Raw genomic sequence first — 23577 nt, forward strand, 5'->3', positions numbered from 1 at the left:
GATAAAAAGCGTAAAAAGTGCAGCATTCTTATCGAATTTATAGATATTAAATGGCGTCGAAATTCTCTCGTCCAACCTTCAAATCACCGCATAAGCCAATGAGTCATAAGCAATTGACTAGAACTCAAGGGCAAATGCAGACACCATAGCGTTCAACAGCCTCACAGCCTGGAGTCAGTCCGCGTGCCGCAACACACCCCCGATCTTCCGCCTGAACTACGCCCCCTGGCCGAGATGCCGCTGATCAAGCGATTGCTCGCCCGGTTCTTCGGTTACAGCCTGAGCCGCCTGCATGCGCAGCACCGGGCATCGTGGTTGCACGGCCAGGCTGACGGTTTTCGCAGCGGCCACACCGCTGGCGTCGATTACGGCTACAAGGAAGGCAAGCTCGAAGGACTGGAGGAGGGGCGACAGGTCCTGCTGATCCGCGACTCGCGCTCCACCGAGCACCGACCACCGAATGTCGATGACCTGTTGTTCGACGATTGGCGCCTGCCGTTGAACGCCGAGTTGAAGAAGCGCATGAAGGCTGATGTCGCCCGGTTGTTGCCGGCCCATGCCCAGCCCAGTGCGGCCCAGTGGAAAATGATCTTCAGCGATACGCCGTCCACCTCGGTGATCGCAGGGGCCGGTGCAGGCAAATCGACCACGCTGGTGCTGCGTATCCTGCTGCTGACCCATTACCTTGGCTTCGAGCTGAGTTCGATGACCGTGGTGACCTTCACCCGCGAGTCGCGCAAGGACTTCATCAACAAACTGACCGAACTGTTTGCGCTCTGGGGGCGCGCGATCAGTTTCAAGGACGCGCGGGACCTGGTGCGCACCTTTCACTCGCGGATCTTGCCGATGGTGCGCAGTCTTCCGGGGTTCGAGCGTTTGCAGGCTTTCGAGAACCTCAGCCTGCGGGCCGTACAGGGTGACGAGGAGGTCGACAGCAATCCGTTCGACCTGCGCATCAACGACGCGCAACGGCAACAACTCAATGCCTGCTATCACCGACTGCACCGTGACAATGAGCGTTTTCGCGAGCTGATCAAACCGTTGTCGCGGCACGCCTTGCAACTCAAGGAGCTGGAACGGGATCACCCGGATGTGCAAAAGCGCGTGGGCGTTACCGAACTGGCGGCCAAGCGCGATGAAGAATTGTGCGACATCCTCGAGGACTTGTGGATTCGCGCGGGCGCCTGGCCTATCAAGGGTATCGAGCCGAATCGCCAGTCGTTCGAGATCAATGGCTCGACATTTCATTGTCACGGCTACATTCCATCCCTGGATGCCTGGGTGGTGCTGGGGTTCGATCCTCGGGAAAGCCCGCAGTTGGCCCGGCCAAACGCCAAGCTGTCGGTGCGCGCAGAGTGGGCGGTAAAACGCACCCTGTTTCAAGCTTTCTGTCGTAAGCCATTGATATGGCTAGATAGTTACGAGTCATCAAGACGTGTTTTGGCTTCGCTTGCGGGCGATGCGAGTGCCGGGCCGGGCTTCGATTACAAGGTCAAGGGCGAACTCGCCTGCGCACCGCTGCTCGATTGCTTTGTCGCCGCTGCCGGGTTCATTGAAAACCTCGGCCTGGATGTGCCGAGCGCGGTGGGCCAGATGAGTTTCGCCAAGGACGATCCCGACCGGTTCTTCTTTGAGGCGTTGAGCCTCTATTGGCGGGCGCTGGAAGATCATTTGCTCGATCAGAAACCGCCGATCATGACCTACAACCGAATGTTCGCCCTGTTCAGCGAACATTCGCCGGAGAATCTCAAACTGCTCGGCGATGAACTGCTGCGACCGTTGTCGCACCTGATGATCGACGAATTCCAGGATGTCTCCCCGCAAATCGTGTCCTGGATCAGGGCCAGCCTGGCAGAGATCCGCAGTCGCGGACCGGCCATGCACGTCGGCCGGGGCGCCCAGCGTTCCTCATTGCTTTGCGTAGGGGATGACTGGCAATCCATCTATGGATGGCGCGGCAGTTCGCCGACCTACTTCATGGAATTCAACAAGGAATTCCCGTCGCCAGGCACCACCAGAGTCATGCTCAGTGACAACTACCGCAGCCACCAGCACATCATCGATGCCGCCGAGCACATCGTGCGTGCAGCACCGGCGATTGCCGGGAAGAAAGCCAAGGCCAGCGGCGAACCCAAGGCATTGCTGCCGGTGAATGTGCTCGACCGTGATGACCAGGGCATGGCCCAGCGTCTGATGGAGCATTACCGAAAGGGTGATTCAATTTTGATGCTTTATCGAAAAAGTAGCGATAAGTCATTGATAGAAGAGCATATTCAGTCTGTAGTTAATGTTGATTCGAGCTTGCCGTATGAGGCCCGCAGGCTCAAGCAACTGACCTATCACAGCGCCAAGGGTCTCCAGGCCGATGCGGTGTTCCTGCTCGGCGACTGCCAGCACCTGACCAGTTCGCCTTACAAGAATCAGGTTTACCGGATGGCGGGCCTGGGCAAGGCTGGCGACAGCGAACCCTACGACAACGCCCAGAAGGACGAGATCCTGCGGTTGGCGTATGTCGGGATTACTCGTGCGGTCAGCCATTGCTACTGGTACGTCGATGGGCAAGACACCCAGGCTGCGAACATGCCCAAGGCATCCGACCGGATCGGCAAGGGCAAGGCGTTCTTTGTCGATCATCGCGCAAGCCAAACCACCGGCTGATCCTGAATCGACGCTTTGACGCTTTGACGCTTTGATGTTTTGACGTTTGTAGGAGCGAGCATGCTCGCGAAAAACTCAAGGGCAACGCGTTGATTCAGGCAGCACGCGTTATCTTTGACGTCCTTCGCGAGCATGCCGCAAGCGGGCACCCGCTCCTACAGGGGACAGCGCCCAACAAAAAGCCCACGTGAAGTGGGCTTTTAATCGAGCCTTCAGGCATAACTTCTCAAGGCCTGCGGCGGAACGAAGGTCTCAAGCTCGTCCTCCACCGCTTCGATGATGAGTTCTACATCCGCGGCATTCATGACGGTGGCGCAAGGAATACCGGCAATGGCGATCATGGTCTCGCCAGTGGCTCGATCAAAAAGACGGGCAATCATGCTGCCCGGTGCGTCCATGCTCGCCTCGAAACCCATGGGATGAAAATGCCAGCGCATCAGCTGGCAGGCGTTTGGAAACGTGACCTTACTGAACCCATTGTTCATGTGTTGCCCGCCTTCATTTTCGAGCGCTTCCCTTGGCTCATGGTAGGAGGGAAGAGCCGTCAATGGCTCAACCGGTGACAGATTTTTAAAAGTAGCATCCTGATGTGAAAAGAATGTGGATTTTTCAGGCCATTTGGCGATTGCCGCCGTTGTTTTGATTCAGGTCATGCTTCGTTCCCATCGGCGGCCAAGGGGCCGTTATCCGTTTAGTCGTTGAAGACAAAACGCAAGTTGGGCAAGCTCGGCCTTTTCCCGTCGAGATTTTCAATGCACGCCGAAGATGATGGCCCCCTGCAGACCCAGGCCACGGCCGAGACGGTCATGCGCTATCACTTGCGCTGGAAACACCGGGATCTGGATGGCGTCATGGCGCTCTATCACCCTGAAGTCCAGTACAACGATTTTTTCCAGAACCGGGTCATGGGCCTGGACCAATTGCGCGACTATGTGCGCAGCAGCATGCCTCGGGATCCGGATGAGGCGCTTGAGCACTCCGACCGCATTCGACTGGACGGCAATACCGCCTTCATCCAGTACCGCATCACCTTGCGCGGCGGTGAAGGACTGGTGTCGTTCCGCGCCAGCGAAGCGATTACCGTCAAGGACGGGCTGATCTGGCGGGTCAACGAATACGCCTCGCTGGTGCATGAACAAGCCGCCAGCAAAGCTTGCGGCAACCAGCGCCCGGCCGTCAGCCGGCTTGGTCTGTCGCCGCGTCAATTGAGCTTCATGGCCGATGACCTGCAACAGTACTTCAAGCGCCAGCAACCGTATCTCGACCCGGAGCTCGATCTGCAACGGGTGGCGAAGGAGTGCGGGTACAGCCGCAATCAAATCTCCTATCTGTTGAACCAGGTGCTGGGGCAAAGCTTCTACCGCTACGTCAACCAGGCGCGCCTGCAACATTTGCTGGCCGCGCTGGATGCCGCCACGCCGCCGCTGCGTATCGATGAGCTGGCCTTCGCAGCCGGGTTCAATTCGCTGTCGGCGTTCTACAGCTGTTTCCGCCAGCACACCGGCCAGTCTCCCAAGGCCTACGTCAAACAAATTTCTTTGCGTGCACGCGCGCAAGACAGCACCTGAGCCCACGCACTAGGATCGACGCCATCGAAGTTTGAGTGGCGGAGTCTTGCATGCCAGCGTGGCGCACGATCAGTTTGTGGATGGACCAGCTCGACGAGCCTCTTTTGGCGCGTCCGGCGCTGGAGCGGGACCTGGATGTGGACGTGGCGATTATCGGCGCAGGCTATACCGGACTCTGGACCGCGTACTACCTCAAGCGGCATAAACCGGACCTGAGCATCGCCATTGTCGAGGCGCAAACCGCAGGTTTCGGCGCGTCAGGGCGCAATGGTGGCTGGTTGATGGGCAATTTGCTGGGTGAAGATCGCCTGCTCGCCGATCTGCCGGCCGAAGAGCGTCGCGCGTCCTACGACATGTTGCATAGCATTCCGGATGAAGTGGCGATTGTCCTCGAACGCGAGGGCATCGACTGCGATTACCGTAAAGGCGGGGTGCTGTATTGTGCCGCGCGCTATCCGGAGCAGGAGGCCAGCCTGCGTCACTATCTGGACGATCTCCATCGCCAGGGCCTCAACGACAGCCACTATCGCTGGCTGAGCCCGGAACAACTGGCGCAACAGATCAGGGTCGCCAAACCCTATGGCGGTATCTACGCGCCCCACGTGGCGACCATCCACCCGGCCAGGCTGGTACGCGGTTTGGCCCGGGCAGTAGAGCGCCTGCGGGTGAACATCTACGAAAACAGCCCGGTCACCCATTGGCAGCCAGGCAGCCTGCGCACGGCGAAGGCTTTGGTACGCAGCCGCTGGGTGGTTCCGGCGGTGGAAGGCTACTCCGTCACCTTGCCGCCATTGGGTCGTTATCAGATGCCGGTGCAGAGCCTGATCGTCGCGACCGAGCCGTTGTCGGCGGCCACCTGGGACGAAATCGGCCTGAGTCGCGGCCAGGCGTTCAGCGAGGCCAGCCGCCAAGTCACCTACGGCCAGCGCACCGCGGATAACCGTTTGATGTTTGGCGCCCGTGGCGGCTACCAGTTCGCCGGCAAGCTGCGCCACAACTTCGACCTGACCACGGATGAACAAGAGCTGCGGCGCTATCTGTTCGGCGAGCTGTTCCCGCAGTTGAAGCACGTACAGATCACCCATTCCTGGGGCGGCAACCTGGGTATGTCCCGGCATTTCAAGCCGCACATGCTCTGCGACCGGGCCAACGGCATTGCCTTGTCGGGCGGCTATGGCGGGGAGGGTGTCGGCGCCAGCAACCTGGGAGGACGGACACTGGCCGACCTGATCCTGGGGCGCGATACCGAACTGGTGCGCCAGCCGTGGGTCATCCCGCAGCGGGGCCTGGACGCGCTGCGGGCCTGGGAGCCGGAGCCGATCCGCTGGCTCGGCTACAACGCAATCATTCGCAGCTTTGTCCATGAGGACCAGACCCTGGCCAACCCGGCTACCGCGCCCTGGCGGCGCAAGTTGGCCAGCGGGGTCGCGGGTTTCATGGAAGGTTTCATGCACTGAACGGCACGCCCTTCATCTACAGGCTACATCGACAGGTATTCCCATGAGCATCACGCAATTCAAGAACACCGCAACCCTGAAGCTGGACGAATCCAATCCGGTCGCCGTGCCGCTCGGAACTCCGGTGGCCGTGGCTTCGACCACCAGCGTCGAACGCGACGACGGCGTCGAGACCGGCGTCTGGGAGTGCACCCCGGGGCGTTGGCGGCGGCAGATCGTCGCCCAGGAATTCTGTCACTTCATCCAGGGCCGTTGCACTTTCACGCCGGACGGCGGCGAACCGCTGCACATCGAGGCCGGCGACGCGCTGATGTTGCCGGCCAATAGCCTCGGTATCTGGGACATCCAGGAAACCGTACGCAAGACCTACGTGTTGATTTTTTGAAGGCTTTCGAGAGTTGAAAGCCGATCTTCTGATTGCCTGCCAATAACAATAACCCCTACAGGAATCGACTCATGATCCGAAAGACCCTGACGCTGGCTCCGCTGATGCTGGTTGCATCCATCAGCCAGGCCGCCGAAACCGTCAAAATCTACAACTGGTCGGATTACATCGCACCGGACACCACGAAAAACTTCCAGAAAGAAACCGGCATCGGCTACACCTATGACGTCTATGACAGCAACGAGACCCTCGATGGCAAGCTGATGACCGGCAACTCCGGGTACGACGTGGTGTTCCCGTCCAACCATTTCATGGCCCGGCAGATTGAAGGCGGCGCACTGAAGAAACTCGACAAGAGTCAGTTGCCGAACTGGAAGAACCTCAACCCGGTGTTGCTCAAGGCCTTGCAGGCCAACGATCCGGGCAACGAGCACGGTTTCCCGTACCTGTGGGGCAGTACTGGCATCGGCTACAACATTGCCAAGGTCAAGGCTGTGCTGGGCGATAACGCCCCGGTGGACTCCTGGGACCTGATCTTCAAGCCCGAGAACATGCAGAAGCTGCAGAAGTGCGGGGTGGCCATCCTCGACAACGGCCCCGAACTGCTGCCGGCGGCGTTGAACTACCTCGGTTTGCCCCACCACAGCAAGAACCCGGAAGACTACAAGAAGGCCGAGGCCCTGCTGCTGAAAGTGCGGCCGTATATCAGCTACTTCCACTCGTCCAAGTACACCAGTGACCTGGCCAATGGCGATATCTGCGTGGCGGTCGGGTTCTCCGGCGATATCCTGCAGGCGGAAAACCGCGCAAGGGAAGCCAACAATGGCATCGACATCGGTTATTCGATTCCCAGGGAAGGCGCCGCGATCTGGTTCGATATGGTGGCCATGCCCGCCGACGCTCCGGATGAAAAGGCCGGCTACGCCTTCATGGACTACCTGCTGCGTCCCGACGTCATGGCCGGTGTCAGCAACTACGTGCATTACGCCAATGGCAACGAGCAGGCCGACAGCCTGATCGACCCTGCGATCAAGAACGACACCAAGGTTTACCCGAGTCCTGAAATGATGGGCAAGCTGTTTGCGCTGGAGGCCATGCCGCTGAACATCGATCGGGTACGTACCCGGGTCTGGAACAAGATTCGCACCGGCAGCTAAAGCACAGAGCGGCCATCGGGACAGGACGTCCCGATGCCATCGTCCTCAGCCGTCCGGCTCGGCTGCGCAACTCATCTGGCCTGAGCCGGGTATCTGCAAAAACACGTCATTGCCGATTTGCCGGAAGCTGTAGCTGCCTTTGTAATCCTTGCCCGTGTACTGGGTTCCGTAACTGCTCGGCACCTGGTTCAGGGTGACGGAGCCGTTCGCCCATTTCAGGAACACCACGCCCGGTTCGACGGTAAAGAACGTGGCGGAAATCAGCGGGCTGAAGCCTGCGCAACGATAGGCAAGGGGGCCTTCGGTGCGCCTGCTTGGGTCCCTGGTCCTGGCAATGGCCGAGCCCTGGCGCAGTTGATGGGCGCGTTCGGCATAACTGCGAATGACGCATGCCCTGGCTTGCGGGCCGCTGCCACACTGATTGCGCGCGTCGATCCAGAATCGCTGGTCAACTTCTACCTTATCCGGGCGCGGCACCGAATGGTCATCCGTGAGCGCCAGCAGATAAAGGCGATTGAGCTCGAGGTCCATCTGCGCCAGTTGGGCGTCGTGGCAGATGAGCTTTTCGACGGACACCCGGCTGCCGGCGCAGTCGAAGCTGGTTTTGTAGGTGGGCAAAGGTTTTTTGGCAGCCGCGCAGAGATCGGCTGTCACGCACGCGCTGACAGCAAGGATCGAGACCAGAAGTGGCTTGACCATTTTCATTTCGGCTTTACCTGAATCATGGCGTGATGCCCCCGGTCTACGCAGTGTAAGGCAGCGTTGAAAACCCGCCACCTGTAGGAGCGAGTGCCCGCTCCTACAGCAATTGCATTAGCCAGGGTTCAGTCATCTTCCGTGCGAATCGTCGCCACGTCGTCGGCCCTGACTCTCACTGTCGCACCGGAAATGTCCTCAAACTCGAAGAACCCGTCCCTGGTCTTGGTTTTCGGCATGTCTTTGGTCAGGTATTGAGTGCCGTTCTGCAGGGTTACCACCGTGGGCGTCGAACAACCTGCCAGGGTCAGCAGTGCTGCTACCGCCAGGGGCAAGCCCAAAGTCTTGATGTCCATAATGACCTCCGTACGTTCTATGGCGGTTGGTGCCGCCAAGGGACAGAAAGTTCTACGGCCCGGAAAAATTTCGTACCGCGCCGCCTTTTATCCTTTTCCCATTGCACCGGGCAGGGTGGAACTGGTATCTGTATGCATAACCAGTACTCGCTTGCCGTGGCCTATTCTGTGACTGCAAATCCTCTCGACGACCCTTTCTATTACCTCAACAACTTCATGCAAGTGCTTGATTGGCTTGAACAACGCTTTGCCGATGTCCTGAGTGTCGAAGAACAGTGTTTCATTCAAGAGTTTAAGCGGTTGCCCCGTGAGTCGCAGGCACTGCTGGTCAGGATGGTCATGCGCAAAGGTGTTCATTTCAGGGCGAGCAAGCTGCATTACGACGAAATCGGCGATATCGTCAGCGCCGCTGGCCCGCTGCTGAAACTCGGTTGGCTCGATGAGCGAATGCCAATGGCCGTGCAGGCGTTGTTCGAACTGCTGCTCAAGGGCGAAATCCTCCAGACCTTTGGCCCTGTCATCGATCAACCCAAGGGCAGGAAAGCCGATTGGTTGCCAGCGCTGTGCGAGCGATTTCCCCAGGCGCAAAGCTTCAACGACTGGTGCCCGTGGCTGGATGAGCGCCTGTTCAGCCTGACCATCATGGAGATGTGCGATCGCCTGCGCCTGATGTTCTTCGGCAACCTGTACCAGGACTGGTCGGAGTTCGTGTTGGCCGACCTGGGCATTTATACCTACGAAAAAGTCGAGTTCTGCGCCGAGTCCCGTGGATTGCGCAGCCGCGAAGACGTGGATGCCTGTGTCCTCCTGCATGCCTGCCAGCAGCAATTCGAGGCCGGTGAAGCGCTGGAGGAAGTGGCCGGGCGGATCAAGGAACTGGCGCTGGACAATCCGTGGTTGCAGCGCCGGCGCGGCAAGCTGCTGTTCCAGATGGGACAGTACTGCGAACGCATCGCCGATTTCGCCATGGCCCTGAACTTCTACCGCGAATGTGCCTATCCCGGCGCGCGTTCGCGGCTGATTCGCGTGCTGGAACGCAGTGGCGAGTTTGAATTGGCCCTGGAGCTGGCGGCACTCGCCGAACAGGATCCGGAAAGTGCCGCCGAACACCAGCAGTTGCTCCGTGTGCTGCCACGCCTGCGGCGCAAGCTCGGCGGACCGCCCATCAAGCGGGCTGCGCCTCGGCAAATGCAGCGTCTGGACCTGCAATTGCCCAGGACTGACCCGACGTTATCGGTGGAGTCCTGCGTACAGGCACATTTGGCGCAAGCGTCGGCGCCGGTGCATTACGTCGAAAACAGCCTGATCAATTCACTGTTCGGACTGTTGTGCTGGCCTGCGATTTTCGCGCCGTTGCCGGGAGCTTTTTTTCACCCGTTCCAGCGCGGGCCGGCGGATCTGCTCAACGAAGACTTCCATGAACGCCGGGCCGAACTGTTCCAGGCCTGTCTGGCCGAGCTCGAAGACGGGCGTTACCGGCAGACCATACGCGAGCGTTATGCCGCCAAGTGGGGTGTGCAGTCGCCGTTCGTGTTCTGGAGCGTGCTCAGCGAGGAACTGTTGGCGCAAGCCCTGGATTGCCTGCCGGCCGAGCACCTGCGGCACTGGTTCAACCGCCTCTTGCTGGACATCAAGGCCAACCGCGCCGGTATGCCGGACCTGATCCAGTTCTGGCCGCAACAAAAGACCTACCGCATGATCGAGGTCAAGGGCCCTGGCGATCGCCTGCAGGACAACCAGTTGCGCTGGCTCGAATTCTGTCATGAGCACCAGATGCCGATTACCGTGTGCTACGTGCAATGGGCGGAGCAGGAGGCTTGAGCTACAGCATTGCGGTGCGGGCGCTGTGTGAGTTCACCGCCAAGGCCGGTGATCTCGATCTGCGTTTTACGCCGTCACCGACCGCGCTGGAGGGCATCGTCGGGCACCGCACGGTGGCGTCGCGGCGCAGCGAGGGCTATCAAAGCGAAGTCGCCCTTGAAGGCCAGTATCAAACCCTGACGGTCAAGGGCAGGGCGGATGGCTATGACCCCGGGCAAAACCGCCTCGAAGAGGTCAAGACCTACCGCGGTGACTTGAGCAAGCAACCGGCCAACCACCGTCAGTTGCACTGGGCCCAGGCAAAAATCTACGGCTGGCTGATGTGCCGCAAGCTGGATCTTGCGCACATCAACCTGGCGCTGGTGTATTTCGACATCGTCAGCGAAAAGGAAACCTGTCTGGTCGAGCCTTTCGAGGCCGCGCAACTGCAACAGTTCTTCGAGCAGCATTGCGCGCGTTTCCTGCTATGGGCCGAGCAGGAAGTCGCCCATCGTGACGGGCGCAATCGCGCGGCACAGCACCTGGCCTTTCCCCACGCCGATTTTCGACCGGGGCAGCGGCATCTGGCCGAATCGGTGTTCAAGGCCGTCAGCACGGGGCGCTGCCTGATGGCCCAGGCGCCCACGGGCATCGGCAAGACCCTGGGCACCTTGTTCCCCATGCTCAAGGCCCTGACGCCCCAGCGACTGGACAAAGTGTTCTTCCTCACGGCGAAAACCCCGGGACGCAAGCTGGCCCTGGACGCCGCGCAAGTGATGCTCGCCAGCGCCGATGCGCCACCGTTGCGGGTGCTGGAGCTGATCGCCCGGGACAAAGCCTGCGAACACCCGGACAAAGCCTGTCACGGCGAGTCGTGCCCATTGGCCCGGGGATTCTACGATCGCCTGCCCGCCGCACGGCAGGCGGCCAGCCGACTGAGCCTGTTGAACCAGAGCGCCCTGCGCGAGGTCGCCCTGGGCCACGATATCTGCCCGTATTACCTGAGCCAGGAAATGGCCCGCTGGGCCGACGTGGTGGTTGCCGACTACAACTACTACTTCGACTTCAGCGCCTTGCTGTTCGGCTTGGCCCAGACCAACAACTGGAAAGTGGCGGTGCTGGTCGACGAAGCTCATAACCTGGTGGAGCGCGGCCGGCAGATGTACAGCGCCAGCCTCGATCAGGCGACTTTCAACGGCGTGCGCAAAACGGTGCCTGATGTGTTGAAAAAGCCGATGCAGCGCGTCAATCGCGAATGGAATGCCCTGCATAACGCGCAAACCGGCGCCTATCAGGCCTATGACAAGGCACCGGAAAAGTTGCTCCAGGCACTGTCATCGTGCAGCGCCAGCATCGGCGACTACCTGAACGATCACCCGCAAGGCCTGGATAGCGCACTGCAGGGTTTCTACTTCGACATGCTGCATTTCTGCCGGGTGGCCGAACTGTTCGATGAGCAATTCCTGTTCGACATCAGCAAGCGCGACCTTGAGCGCAAGCGCAACCTCTCGCAGTTGTGCCTGCGCAATGTGGTTCCCGCCGGGTTCATCCGTCCGCGCCTGACCGCCGCGCGCAGCACGGTGCTGTTTTCCGCAACCCTCAGCCCACGGCAGTATTACGCCGATCTACTGGGGACGCCGGCGGATACGGTGTGCATCGACGTCGAGTCACCGTTTCATGCCGATCAACTGCAGGTGCACATCGTCAATCAGATCTCTACGCGGTTCGTGCATCGCCAGTCATCCCTCGAGCCGATCGTGGACTTGATCGCCAGACAGTTTTGCGCACGCCCAGGTAACTACCTGGCGTTTTTCAGCAGCTTCGATTACTTGCAGCAAGTGGCGCAGTTACTCGCCGAAAAGCATCCACATATCAGTCTGTGGTCGCAGTCCCGAGGCATGGACGAAGCGCAACGCCAGCAGTTTCTCGATCAGTTCCACGCCGATGGCCAGGGCGTCGGCTTTGCGGTGCTGGGCGGGGCCTTTGGCGAAGGCATCGATTTGCCCGGTGCCAGGCTGATCGGCGCATTCATCGCCACCCTGGGGTTGGCCCAGCTCAATCCGGTGAACGAGCAAATGAAGCGGCGCATGGCCGCCATTTTTGGCGCCGGTTACGACTATGCCTATCTGTTTCCCGGCATACGGAAAGTGGTGCAGGCCGCTGGACGGGTGATCCGCACCCAGCAGGATCAAGGGGTGGTGATGCTGATCGATGACCGATTTGGCCAGAGCAAGGTCAAACAACTGTTGCCGCGCTGGTGGGCTTTCAGGCGAAGTTCGGTTGAGTGAACAGTTTGACAATGGATGTGGACATGCCGGCCTCCAGCGATCCGGTTGTATACGGTGTGGAGCGGAGGAGGACGTCGCGGGTTCAATTTTTCGACACCCTTACAGGATCGGTTTGCGCCGGTGACGCCATAACGCTGACGTACACCTTTGTAGGAGCGAGTGCCCGCTTGCGGCATGCTCGCGAGAAACGCCGGGGCAACGCGGGCATTCAGGCATCCCGCGTCGTCGTTGGCGTCCATCGCGAGCCTGCTCGCTCCTACAGGTGTCAGGCGTTGAGATGGCGCAAGCTACGCTCCATCCGCGCAATACCTTCTTCCAGCAGCGACCGTGGGCAGCCGAAGTTCAGTCGCACGAACTGCTTGCAGTCATCGCCGAAGTCCAGACCGGCGCTCAACCCGACTTTGGCCTGTTCGAGGAAGAACTGTTGCGGGTTGTCCAGGCCCAGGGCCGTGCAGTCGAGCCAGGCGAGGTAGGTGCTTTGTGGCAGGTTCATGGTGACGCCCGGCAGGCGGGTGCGCACGGCCTCGGCGAGGAAGTCACGGTTGCCTTGCAGGTAGGTCTTCAGCTCGGCCAGCCATGGAGCGGCTTCACTGTAGGCAACGCGGGTAGCTTCCATACCCAGCGGATTGACACTGTCGACCATGCCGCAACGGGCGTGGTTGACCTTCTCGCGCAGGTGGCGGTCCTGGATGATCATGAACGAGGTCTTCAGGCCGGCGATGTTGTAGGCCTTGCTCGCCGACATCAGCGTGATGGTGCGCTGGGCCACTTGCGGGCTCAACGTGGCCATCGGAATGTGCGTGCGTCCATCGAAGCACAACTCGGCGTGGATTTCGTCGGAAATGATCCAGGCATCATGCTCAAGGCATATGTCGGCAATGGCTTGCAGCTCTGCGCGGGGGAAGGCCTTGCCCAGCGGATTATGCGGATTGCTCAGCAGCAAGGCGCCGCCACCTTGCAACGACTGGCTCAAGGTATCCAGCGGCGTGGAGTAGGTGCCATCGGCTTGCGCATCGAAACTCAGTTCGACCTTGTTCAGACCCCAATGCCCGGGTGCGTGACGCAGCGGTGGGTAGTTGGGCACCTGTACCACGACGTTCTGCGGTGCCTGCACCAGGGCCTTCAATGCCATGTTGAAACCCGACTCGACGCCCGGCAGGAAGATCAGTTCCTGGGGTTCGACGCGCCAGGCGTACTTGTTCCAGAGGTTGGCGACGATCGCCTCGCGCAGGTCGTCCTGGGCCACGCTGTAGCCGACCATTGGGTGCTCCAGGCGTTTTTGCAGGGCCTGGATGATCACCGGTGGCGCGGCAAAATCCATGTCGGCGACCCACATCGGCAACACATCGGCTGGGTAGCGGCTCCACTTGGTACTGCCGGTGTTGTGACGGTCGAACACCTGATCAAAATCGAAGGTCATGCGCAAATCTCGTAAAGGCCGGTTAATCATGCCCGCCATGATAAGCGCCAATCCCTGTAGGAGCGAGTGCCCGCTTGCGGCATGCTCGCGATGGACGTCAACGATAACGCGTGCTGCCTGATTGCCTGCGTTGTCCTGGCGTTTTTCGCGAGCATGCTCGCTCCTACAGGGGGGTGTATCTGGAGGCCGACGGTCGGCTGTCATGGTGAATTCGACAGCATTGACTACAGTTTTTAATGTCGGCAGCCAGACTGCCGCGACCGTGGTTGTTGAAAAAATCCCGGCCATGTACCGGGTTCCACCTGATCAGGAGTGCACGATGGATCTCAGCCGTCGTCAGTTCTTCAAGGTCGCCGGTATCGGCCTTGCAGGCTCTAGCCTGGGTGCGTTGGGCATGGCCCCGACGCTTGCCTTTGCCGAACAGGTGCGTCATTTCAAGCTCGCCCATACCCATGAAACCCGCAACACCTGCCCGTATTGCTCGGTCGGTTGCGGCGTGATCATGTACAGCCAGGGCGATGCAGCCAAGAATGTCGCGCAAAACATCATCCATATCGAAGGCGACGCCGACCACCCGGTCAACCGCGGCACTCTATGCCCCAAAGGTGCGGGCCTGTTGGACTTCATACACAGTCCCGGGCGCCTGCAATATCCGCAGGTGCGCAAACCCGGCAGCACCGAGTGGACCCGCATCTCCTGGGATGAAGCGCTCGATCGCGTCGCCGACCTGATGAAGGCCGACCGTGACGCCAATTTCATCGAGAAGAACGCCCAGGGCCAAACGGTGAACCGCTGGCTGACCACCGGTTTCCTCGCGGCCTCGGCGGCGTCCAACGAAGCCGGCTACATCACCCACAAGGTGATCCGCAGCCTCGGCATGCTGGGGTTCGATAACCAGGCGCGTGTCTGACACGGCCCGACGGTGGCAAGTCTTGCCCCGACGTACGGCCGTGGTGCCATGACCAACCACTGGACCGATATCGCCAACGCGAATCTGGTTCTGGTGATGGGCGGCAACGCAGCGGAAGCGCACCCGTGCGGCTTCAAATGGGTGACCGAAGCCAAGGCGCACAACAAGGCGCGGCTGATCGTGGTCGACCCGCGCTTTACCCGCACCGCCTCGGTGGCCGACTTTTACGCGCCGATCCGTACCGGCACCGACATCGCCTTCATGGGCGGGTTGATCAATTACCTGCTGACCGAGAACAAGATCCAGCACGAATACGTGCACAACTACACCGACGTGTCGTTCATCGTCAAAGCCGGCTATGGCTTCGAGGACGGGATCTTCAGCGGCTACGACGCGGCCAAGCGCCTCTACACCGATAAATCCGGCTGGGGCTATGAAATCGGCGAGGACGGCTTTGCCAAGGTCGATCCGAATCTGCAGGATCCACGCTGCGTCTATCAGTTGATGAAGCAGCATTACAGCCGCTACAACATCGACCTGGTGAGCCAGATTTGCGGTATGCCGGTCGATGCCATGAAAAAGATCTGGGAGGAAATCGCCACTTGCTCGCAACCGGGCAAGACCATGACCATCCTTTATGCGCTGGGCTGGACCCAACACTCGATTGGCGCGCAGATGATTCGCAGCGCGGCGATGGTGCAACTGTTGCTGGGCAACGTCGGCATGCCCGGTGGTGGGGTGAATGCCTTGCGCGGCCACTCCAACATCCAGGGGTTGACCGACCTGGGGCTGTTGTCCAACTCGTTGCCGGGCTACCTCACGCTGCCGGGCGATGCCGAACAGGATTACAACGCCTACATCGTCAAGCGCACGCAAAAACCGTTGCGTCCGGGGCAACTGTCCTACTGGCAGAACTACGGCAAGTTCCACGTCAGCCTGATGAAAGCCTGGTACGGCGCCAACGCCACGGCCGAGAACAACTGGGCCTATGACTACCTGCCGAAGCTGGACATCCCCCAATACGACATCCTCAAGGTGTTCGACCTGATGGGCCAGGGCAAGGTCAACGGCTACATGTGCCAGGGCTTCAACCCGATTGCCGCACTGCCGGACAAGCACCGGGTGACTGCGGCACTGTCCAAATTGAAGTGGCTTGTAGTGATGGACCCGCTGGCCACCGAAACCTCGGAATTCTGGCGCAATGTCGGGGTGTACAACGATGTGAAGAGTGCCGATGTCCAGACCGAGGTGATTCGCCTGCCCACTACCTGCTTTGCCGAGGAGGACGGTTCGCTGGTCAACAGCAGCCGCTGGCTGCAATGGCACTGGAAGGGCGCCGACGGGCCGGGTGAAGCGCAGACCGACATCCGCATCATGAGCGAGCTGTTCCTGCGCCTGCGTCAGCGCTATCAGGCCGAAGGCGGCAAGTACCCCGATCCGCTGCTCAAACTGTCGTGGCCGTACAAGATCCCCGACGAGCCTTCGCCGGAAGAACTGGCCAAAGAAATCAACGGCTATGCCACCACCGACTTCACCGATGCCACGGGCGCGGCGATCAAGGGCAACTCGCAACTGGCCGCATTCGCCCAGCTCAAGGATGACGGCAGCACCGCGTCCGGCTGCTGGATTTTCTGTGGCAGCTGGACCGAGCAGGGCAACCAGATGGCCCGCCGCGACAACAACGACCCCTATGGCATGCACCAGCATCAAGGTTGGGCGTGGGCCTGGCCGGCCAACCGGCGGATCCTCTACAACCGTGCCTCGGCCGACCTGCAAGGCAAGCCGTGGGACCCGAAAAAACGTTTGGTGTGGTGGAACGGCAAAGCCTGGAGCGGCACCGATGTGCCGGACTACAAGGCCGATGTGGCGCCGGAAGCGGGGATGAATCCGTTCATCATGAACCCCGAAGGCGTGGCGCGATTCTTCGCCGTCGACAAGATGACCGAGGGCCCGTTCCCCGAGCACTACGAGCCGTTCGAAACGCCGATCGGCATCAACCCGCTGCACCCGCAAAACAAGAAAGCCACCAGCAACCCGGCGGCGCGGATATTCGATTCGGTCTGGGATTCCCTCGGCGTGGCCAAGGACTACCCGTACGCCGCCACCAGCTACCGACTGACCGAGCATTTCCACTTCTGGAGCAAGCACTGCAAGCTCAATGCGATTGCCCAACCGGAGCAATTCGTGGAAATCGGCGAAGTGCTGGCCAAGGAAAAAGGCATAGTCGCGGGCGACCGGGTTCGGGTCAGCAGCAAGCGTGGCTTCATAGAAGCGGTCGCGGTGGTGACCAAGCGGATTCGTCCGTTGCAGGTCAACAACCAGGTGGTGCACCAGATCGGCATTCCGCTGCATTGGGGGTTTACCGGCCTCACGCGGCACGGTTACCTGACCAACACCCTGGTGCCGTTCCTCGGCGATGGCAACACCCAGACCCCGGAATCCAAGTCATTCCTGGTCAACGTGGAGAAAGTCTGAATGGCCAGCCAAGACATCATCGCCCGTTCGGCCACCACCACCCCCGCGCCCTCGGTGCGCGGGATGGAGGAAGTCGCCAAGCTGATCGACACCACCAAATGCATCGGCTGCAAGGCGTGCCAGGTTGCCTGCTCGGAATGGAACGAGCTGCGTGACGAGGTCGGTCACAACCATGGCACCTACGACAACCCGCAGGACCTCACCGCAGAAACCTGGACGCTGATGCGCTTCACCGAGCACGAGACCGACGCCGGCAACCTGGAGTGGCTGATCCGCAAGGACGGCTGCATGCATTGCGCCGAGCCCGGTTGCCTGGCGGCGTGCCCCAGCCCCGGGGCGATCATCAAGCACGCCAACGGCATCGTCGACTTCGATCAGGATCACTGCATCGGCTGCGGCTACTGCATCACCGGGTGTCCGTTCAACATTCCACGGATTTCGCAAAAGGATCACAAGGCCTACAAATGCACCCTGTGCTCGGACCGGGTGGCGGTAGGGCTGGAGCCGGCCTGCGTGAAAACCTGCCCGACCGGTGCCATCGTGTTCGGCTCCAAGGACGACATGAAGGAACACGCCGCCGAGCGTATCGTCGATCTTAAAAGCCGGGGCTTTGATAACGCCGGTCTGTACGATCCCGAAGGCGTCGGCGGCACCCACGTGATGTATGTGTTGCACCACGCCGATACGCCAAGACTTTACGCCGGATTGCCCGATCACCCGGCGATCAGTCCGTTGGTAGGGCTGTGGAAAGGCGTGAGCAAACCGCTGGCACTGCTGGCCATGGGCGCAGCGGTGCTGGCCGGGTTCTTCCACTACGTGCGCGTCGGCCCGCAAATCGTCGAAGAGGATGAGCATCCGGAGCCGCCGGACAACGCCGTGCATGAAGTCGATCCGTCGGTGCATACCTTCGATCCCCGTGGGGAGGGCCGGCCATGAGCAGCAAGACCATCCTGCGCTACACCCGCAACCAGCGCACCAATCACTGGCTGGTGGCAATCCTGTTCTTTATGGCGGGCTTGTCCGGGCTGGCGCTGTTCCACCCGGCGCTGTTCTGGCTGAGCAACCTGTTCGGTGGCGGGCCGTGGACGCGCATCCTGCATCCGTTCATGGGCGTGCTGATGTTCCTGCTGTTCCTCGGTCTGGTGGTGCGTTTCTGGCGCGCCAACTACTTCATCGCCAACGACCGCCTGTGGCTAAAGCGCATCGACCGGGTGATGCTCAACCAGGAGGAGGGCGTCCCGCCCATCGGCAAATACAACCCCGGGCAGAAGCTGCTGTTCTGGACTTTACTGCTGTGCATGCTGGTGCTGCTGTTCACCGGGCTGGTGATCTGGCGTGCGTATTTCAGCGAGTATTTCGGCATCACTGCGATTCGCTGGGCGATGTTGCTCCATGCGCTGGCCGGTTTCGTGCTGATCCTGAGCATCATCGTGCACATCTACGCCGGTATCTGGATCAAGGGTTCGGTCAGCGCCATGGTGCACGGTTGGGTCAGCCGCGGCTGGGCAAAGAAACACCACGAACTCTGGTACCGCCAAGTCACTCAAGACGAGACTCGCGACGAAGCTCCCAAGCGACCGATCACCAAAAAGGGCTGACATTTGCCAACCATCCTCGAACCTGGAGAAATCGAAGCGGCGGCCAGTTCGCCGCCGTTTCTGCACATGCCACCGCACAATCTGTTCAGCCTGCGCGCCCAGCGCCTGGAAGCCCTCGCCGAAGGGCACGCGCTGGCCGATTACCTGCGCCTGATCGCCGGGTTGTGCCGGGTGCAGCAACAGGTGCTGGACGACCCGCCGCCAGGCGAGCCCCTGGACCGGCAGCGCATCGAGTTGTGCCAGCAACACGGCTTGCCGCCGTTCGCGGCCGACAGCCTGGCTCGCGAAGACGATTGGCAGCCTTACCTCGATGCCTTGCTGCAACGCTATGGCGCACCGTCGCCTTCCGCCGTGGCCGATGCCCTGCAAACCCTGCGCGTGGCCGATGCCGGGCAACGCCGGGCGTGGGCGGTGGCGTTGGTCAGCGGCCAGTATTCGCTGGTGCCGGCAGCGCTGGTGCCGTTTCTCGGTGCCGCGCTGCAAACGGCCTGGAGTCATTGGCTGCTGAGTACGCCGAACCTGGCGTTGACGGCCGGCGACAGCCTCAGCCAGTGCCCGGCCTGTGGCTCGCCGGCCATGGCCGGGGTCATCCGCCATCGCGGCAGGCACAATGGCTTGCGTTATCTGGTCTGTTCACTGTGCGCCTGCGAGTGGCACGTGGTGCGGGTCAAGTGCGTGTATTGCGAACAAAGCAAGGGCCTGGAATACCTCAGCCTGGAAGATGACCGCCATGCCGCCAATCAGGCGCCGTTGCGCGCCGAAGTCTGCCCCGACTGCAACAGCTACTTGAAGTTGCTCTATCTGGAGAACGATGCGGATGCCGAAGCCTTGTCGGCGGACCTGTCCAGCCTGATGCTCGATATGCGCCTGGCGCAGGATGGTTATCAGCGTCCGGCACCGAATCTGTTGCTGGCACCGGGAGACGAGTGACCATAGCGTCTACACTCTGGCGCGACGGTCATTCGTTATCAGGAGCGCCAGATGCCTGCACGCAGTGCCAGCCAACCCCTGCGTCTACCTTCCATTGACAGTCTGTTGCGTCACCCGGCGTGCCAACCCTTGGCCGAGCGTTATGGGCGCGACACCTTGCTGACGGCCTTGCGGCTATTGCTCGATGAATTGCGCGAAGAGGTGCTGCAGGGTTTGCTCGAACCTGCGCTAGTCAGCGAGCAAGTGCTGGCAGGCAGGGTCGGCGAGCGATTGGCAGTGCAGCATCGCAGCCATGTGCGCCGGGTGTTCAACCTCACCGGCACGGTGCTGCACACCAACCTCGGACGGGCACTGTTGCCCGAGGAAGCGATTGAAGCGGTGCAAACGGCCGCGCGCTATCCGCTCAACCTGGAGTTTGACCTGTGCAGCGGCGAGCGCGGCGACCGCGACGACCTGATCGAAGGCTTGGTCCGCGAACTGACCGGCGCCGAAGCGGTGACTGTGGTCAACAACAATGCCGCCGCGGTCCTCTTGACCCTCAACAGCCTGGGCGCGCGCAAGGAAGGGATTATTTCCCGGGGCGAACTGATTGAAATCGGCGGCGCGTTCCGCATCCCCGACATCATGGCCCGCGCCGGGGTGAAGTTGCATGAAGTCGGCACCACCAACCGCACCCACGCCCGGGACTACGAGGCCGCCATCGGTCCGCGCAGTGGTTTGATCATGCGTGTGCATGCCAGCAACTACAGTATTCAAGGTTTCACCACGAGTGTGCCAACGGCGGAGCTGGCGCAAATTGCCCACCGACAAGGACTGCCGTTGCTCGAAGACCTCGGCAGCGGCAGCCTGCTGGACCTGACCTGCTGGGGGTTGCCCGCCGAACCGACGGTGCGTCAGGCGCTGCTCGATGGCGCGGACATCGTCACTTTCAGTGGCGACAAACTGCTCGGTGGGCCACAAGCCGGGCTGATTGTCGGTCGCAAGGAACTGATCGCCAGGATCAAGAAAAACCCGCTCAAGCGTGCGCTGCGGGTCGATAAAATGACCCTGGCTGCCCTGGAAGCGGTATTGGGTTTGTACCGCAACCCGGACCGACTGGCCGAGCGCTTGCCGAGCCTGCGCCTGTTGACCCGGCCGCAAGCCGATATCCTCGCCCAGGCCGAGCGTTTGCAACCAGTGCTGGCCCAACGGCTCGGTGACGGCTGGAGCGTCAGCGCCATGCCCGCACTGGGCATGATCGGCAGCGGCAGCCAACCGGTGGCGCGGCTGGCCAGCGCGGCGCTGTGCCTGCGCCCGTTGACCTCCAAACGCTTGCGCGGGCGTTCGCTGCTGACCCTGGAAGAGGCCTTTCGCGCCTTGCCGATTGCGGTCCTGGGGCGTATCGACGATGACGCCCTGTGGCTGGACCTGCGCCAACTGGACGATGAAGCGGCATGGCTGGCGCAACTCGATCAATTACAGGTGGAGGGCCGGGCAGGGTGATTGTCGGCACCGCAGGGCACATTGACCATGGCAAGACGGCACTGCTCCAGGCACTGACCGGGCAGGCTGGCGACCGGCGCCGGGAAGAGCGTGAACGCGGCATGACCATCGACCTCGGCTATCTGTATGCCGCGCTGGAGCCGGGAGCGCCGTTGACCGGTTTTATCGATGTTCCGGGCCATGAGCGTTTCACCCACAACATGCTCGCCGGTGCGCAGGGCATCGATCTGGTGTTGCTGGTCGTGGCCGCCGATGACGGGGTGATGCCGCAGACCCGCGAGCACCTGGCCATTGTCGAGTTGCTTGGCATTCCCCGGGCGTTGGTGGCGATCACCAAGTGCGACCGGGTCGACAGCGACCGGGTGCAGGTCGTGCGCGATCAGGTCCGTACCTTGCTGGCCCCCGGGCCGTATGCCGATGCACCGCTGATTGCGCTGTCGAGTGTGACCGGCGAGGGCATCGAAAGTCTGCGCCAACAATTGCTCCATGCCCAGGGTGAAGTTCAGCAACGCAGCACCGAAGGCGGTTTTCGCCTGGCCATCGATCGGGCTTTCAGCGTGGCCGGGGCCGGTATCGTGGTGACCGGTACGGCGCTGTCCGGCCAGGTCGCGGTGAGCGATACCCTGAGGTTGGGCCCTCAAGGCAAACCGGTGCGCATTCGCGGCCTGCACGCGCAGAACCAGGCCGCCGAGCACGCCTTTGCCGGCCAACGCGTGGCATTGAACCTGAGTGCCGAACGGCTCGCCCTGGAACATATCCATCGCGGCCACTGGTTATTGGCCGACAGCCTGTATGCGCCGACCCAGCGCCTGGACATCGACCTGCGCTTGCTTGCCGGCGAATCCCGGGCCCTGGAACACTTTCAGCCGGTACACGTGCACCTCGGCACCCAGGATGTCACCGGCCGAGTCGCCTTGCTGGAGGGCGCCAGCCTGGCGCCTGGTGGGAGGATGTTTGCGCAACTGTTGCTCAATGCACCCGTGCATGGGGTCAAGGGCGATCCGCTGATCCTGCGTGACCAGAGTGCCCAACGTACGTTGGGCGGCGGCCGGATACTCGATCCTTTTGCACCGACACGTCAGCGTCGCAGCCCCGAACGGCTCGCACAGCTGGCCGCGCTGGCGGACAGCGCAGACCTGGAAGAGGTGTTGCCGGCCTTGTTGGCCCATAGCGACACCGGGCTCGACCCGCAGCGCGTGGAGCGGCAATTCAACCGCCCGCGCAGCCGTTGGGTGTTGCCCGCTGACGTGCGCTTGATCGACACCCGCCAAGGCGCCGTGCTGTTCAGCGCCAGCCGTTGGCAAGCGTTGCAGGCAGCAGTGCTGGAGCACCTCGCACGCTTTCATCAGCTTGAACCGGATCAGATGGGGCCAGACCGGGATCGCCTGCGCCGATTTGCCGGCAGCCCCCTGGAACGCTCGACCTTTATCAGCCTGCTCGAAGAACTGTTGGCCAGTGGCGCTATTGCCAGCAGAGGGCCGTGGTTGCACCTGCCCGAACACCAGGTGCGCTTGAGCGAAGAAGATCAAGCCTTGTGGCAACGATTGCAGCCGATGTTCGACCAAGCCGGATTCGCTCCGCCCTGGGTGCGCGACCTGGGGCATGAGGAGGCAACTGTCCGTGCATTACTGCTCAAGATGGCTCGGCTGGGGCTGCTCCATCAAGTGGTCCGCGATCTGTTTTACACCGACAGCATGATCCAGCAATTGGCGGCTATGCTGTTGCAACTGGCGGACGCCAATCCGGTGATTCAGGTGGCGGCGTTTCGTGATGCGGTAGGCCTGGGGCGCAAACGCAGTATTCAGATACTGGAGTACTTTGATCGTATCGGCCTGACGCGGCGCTTCGGTGATCGACGGCAAATTCGCCCGGACAGTGCATTGGCCCGGCGCACAGAGCCTTGATCGAGGGGCATGATTTCAAGGAAGGCAATCGCGCCCGGTGGCGCGGCCGGGCTTCAAACCCGGTTGGGGACGGCATCCGTTCCCGGGCAGGTTCGACTCCGGCTGCCTTCCGCCAATTCCCCCCGACTCAACCCAACCCCCTGTAGGAGCGGGTGCCCGCTTGCGGCACGCTCGCGATGGAAGCACAGGCACCGCGGGGTGTCAGACAGCCAGTGTCATCGTTGACGACCATCGCGAGCTTGCTCGCTCCTACAGGCACAGATCCTCTGTAGGAGCGAGCATGCTCGCGAGGGCGGCACAGGCACCGCGGGGTGTCAGGCCGCCAGTGTCATCGTTGACGACCATCGCGAGCTTGCTCGCTCCTACAGGCACAGATCCACCGTAGGAGCGAGCATGTTCTGGTCAAGTTTTTCCGGACACCGATTACGGTGATCAAGCCGCCTGCTGCTCCATGGCTATTGGCGACAGGTAGTTGTTGTAGCTGTGGAGCCTG

Annotated in this window: 17 protein-coding genes and 1 tRNA gene; 14 read left to right on the top strand and 4 right to left on the bottom strand. The window is 61.2% G+C overall.

The features are described 5' to 3' along the window. The first annotated feature begins 183 nt into the window (after positions 1–183). The gene (locus CAG47_RS18725) at positions 184–2658 is read left to right on the top strand and encodes a UvrD-helicase domain-containing protein (RefSeq protein WP_085726324.1); all 2475 of its coding nucleotides are present in this window, start codon (positions 184–186) and stop codon (positions 2656–2658) included. A gap of 212 nt (positions 2659–2870) precedes the next feature. Here the strand turns inward: CAG47_RS18725 and CAG47_RS18730 are convergent, their stop codons facing one another. Then, complete coding sequence (locus CAG47_RS18730; RefSeq protein WP_085726325.1) at positions 2871–3143, bottom strand: DUF1652 domain-containing protein; 273 nt, start codon at positions 3141–3143, stop codon at positions 2871–2873. A gap of 267 nt (positions 3144–3410) precedes the next feature. Here CAG47_RS18730 and CAG47_RS18735 point away from each other — a divergent pair, with 267 nt between their 5' ends. The 4 genes from CAG47_RS18735 to CAG47_RS18750 all read left to right on the top strand — a co-directional run bounded on the left by CAG47_RS18735 (position 3411) and on the right by CAG47_RS18750 (position 7225). Beyond that, positions 3411–4226: an AraC family transcriptional regulator gene (locus CAG47_RS18735; protein ID WP_085726326.1), complete on the top strand. Its 816-nt coding sequence runs from the start codon at positions 3411–3413 to the stop codon at positions 4224–4226. Positions 4227–4276: 50 nt separating this feature from the next. After that, entirely contained in the window at positions 4277–5683 is a 1407-nt protein-coding gene (locus CAG47_RS18740) for an FAD-binding oxidoreductase (protein ID WP_085726327.1), read from the top strand. Between the two features lie 43 nt (positions 5684–5726). Then, entirely contained in the window at positions 5727–6068 is a 342-nt protein-coding gene (locus CAG47_RS18745) for a cupin domain-containing protein (protein WP_008050088.1), read from the top strand. Positions 6069–6139: 71 nt separating this feature from the next. Next, on the top strand, positions 6140–7225 hold the full coding sequence (locus tag CAG47_RS18750; RefSeq protein ID WP_085726328.1) for a polyamine ABC transporter substrate-binding protein: 1086 nt from the start codon (positions 6140–6142) through the stop codon (positions 7223–7225). Positions 7226–7270: 45 nt separating this feature from the next. Here the strand turns inward: CAG47_RS18750 and CAG47_RS18755 are convergent, their stop codons facing one another. Further along, entirely contained in the window at positions 7271–7930 is a 660-nt protein-coding gene (locus CAG47_RS18755; protein ID WP_085726329.1) for a lysozyme inhibitor LprI family protein, read from the bottom strand. 119 nt (positions 7931–8049) lie between these two features. Continuing rightward, a complete protein-coding gene (locus CAG47_RS18760; RefSeq protein WP_085726330.1) occupies positions 8050–8277 on the bottom strand; it encodes a YgdI/YgdR family lipoprotein in 228 nt (75 codons plus the stop codon). 168 nt (positions 8278–8445) lie between these two features. Between CAG47_RS18760 and CAG47_RS18765 the strand changes: the two genes are divergently transcribed. Further along, positions 8446–10098, top strand: a complete 1653-nt coding sequence (locus CAG47_RS18765; RefSeq protein ID WP_085726345.1) for a VRR-NUC domain-containing protein — start codon at positions 8446–8448, stop codon at positions 10096–10098. Further along, a complete protein-coding gene (locus tag CAG47_RS18770) occupies positions 10095–12365 on the top strand; it encodes an ATP-dependent DNA helicase (RefSeq protein ID WP_085726331.1) in 2271 nt (756 codons plus the stop codon). The genes CAG47_RS18765 and CAG47_RS18770 overlap by 4 nt, the downstream gene beginning before the upstream one ends. 265 nt (positions 12366–12630) lie before the next feature. Here the strand turns inward: CAG47_RS18770 and CAG47_RS18775 are convergent, their stop codons facing one another. After that, positions 12631–13785, bottom strand: coding sequence for a MalY/PatB family protein (locus CAG47_RS18775; protein ID WP_085726332.1), 1155 nt, complete (start codon positions 13783–13785; stop codon positions 12631–12633). 319 nt (positions 13786–14104) lie between these two features. Between CAG47_RS18775 and fdnG the strand changes: the two genes are divergently transcribed. From fdnG to CAG47_RS18815, 7 genes are all read left to right on the top strand, one after another. After that, positions 14105–17170, top strand: coding sequence for a formate dehydrogenase-N subunit alpha (gene fdnG, locus CAG47_RS18785; RefSeq protein WP_143515885.1), 3066 nt, complete (start codon positions 14105–14107; stop codon positions 17168–17170). Then, the gene (fdxH, locus tag CAG47_RS18790) at positions 17171–18106 is read left to right on the top strand and encodes a formate dehydrogenase subunit beta (protein WP_085726335.1); all 936 of its coding nucleotides are present in this window, start codon (positions 17171–17173) and stop codon (positions 18104–18106) included. After that, the gene (locus CAG47_RS18795; RefSeq protein ID WP_085726336.1) at positions 18103–18768 is read left to right on the top strand and encodes a formate dehydrogenase subunit gamma; all 666 of its coding nucleotides are present in this window, start codon (positions 18103–18105) and stop codon (positions 18766–18768) included. The genes fdxH and CAG47_RS18795 overlap by 4 nt, the downstream gene beginning before the upstream one ends. Positions 18769–18771: 3 nt before the next feature. After that, positions 18772–19698, top strand: coding sequence for a formate dehydrogenase accessory protein FdhE (gene fdhE / locus CAG47_RS18800; protein WP_085726337.1), 927 nt, complete (start codon positions 18772–18774; stop codon positions 19696–19698). A 51-nt stretch (positions 19699–19749) separates the two neighbouring features. Further along, entirely contained in the window at positions 19750–21180 is a 1431-nt protein-coding gene (gene selA / locus CAG47_RS18805; RefSeq protein WP_085726338.1) for an L-seryl-tRNA(Sec) selenium transferase, read from the top strand. Then, the gene (gene selB, locus CAG47_RS18810; protein WP_085726339.1) at positions 21177–23084 is read left to right on the top strand and encodes a selenocysteine-specific translation elongation factor; all 1908 of its coding nucleotides are present in this window, start codon (positions 21177–21179) and stop codon (positions 23082–23084) included. Before selA ends, selB begins: the two co-directional genes overlap by 4 nt. A gap of 19 nt (positions 23085–23103) precedes the next feature. Continuing rightward, positions 23104–23199 (top strand) — tRNA-Sec (locus CAG47_RS18815). Positions 23200–23577: the final 378 nt, after the last annotated feature.

The sequence above is a fragment of the Pseudomonas sp. R37(2017) genome (assembly GCF_002113375.1).
Lineage (GTDB): Bacteria > Pseudomonadota > Gammaproteobacteria > Pseudomonadales > Pseudomonadaceae > Aquipseudomonas.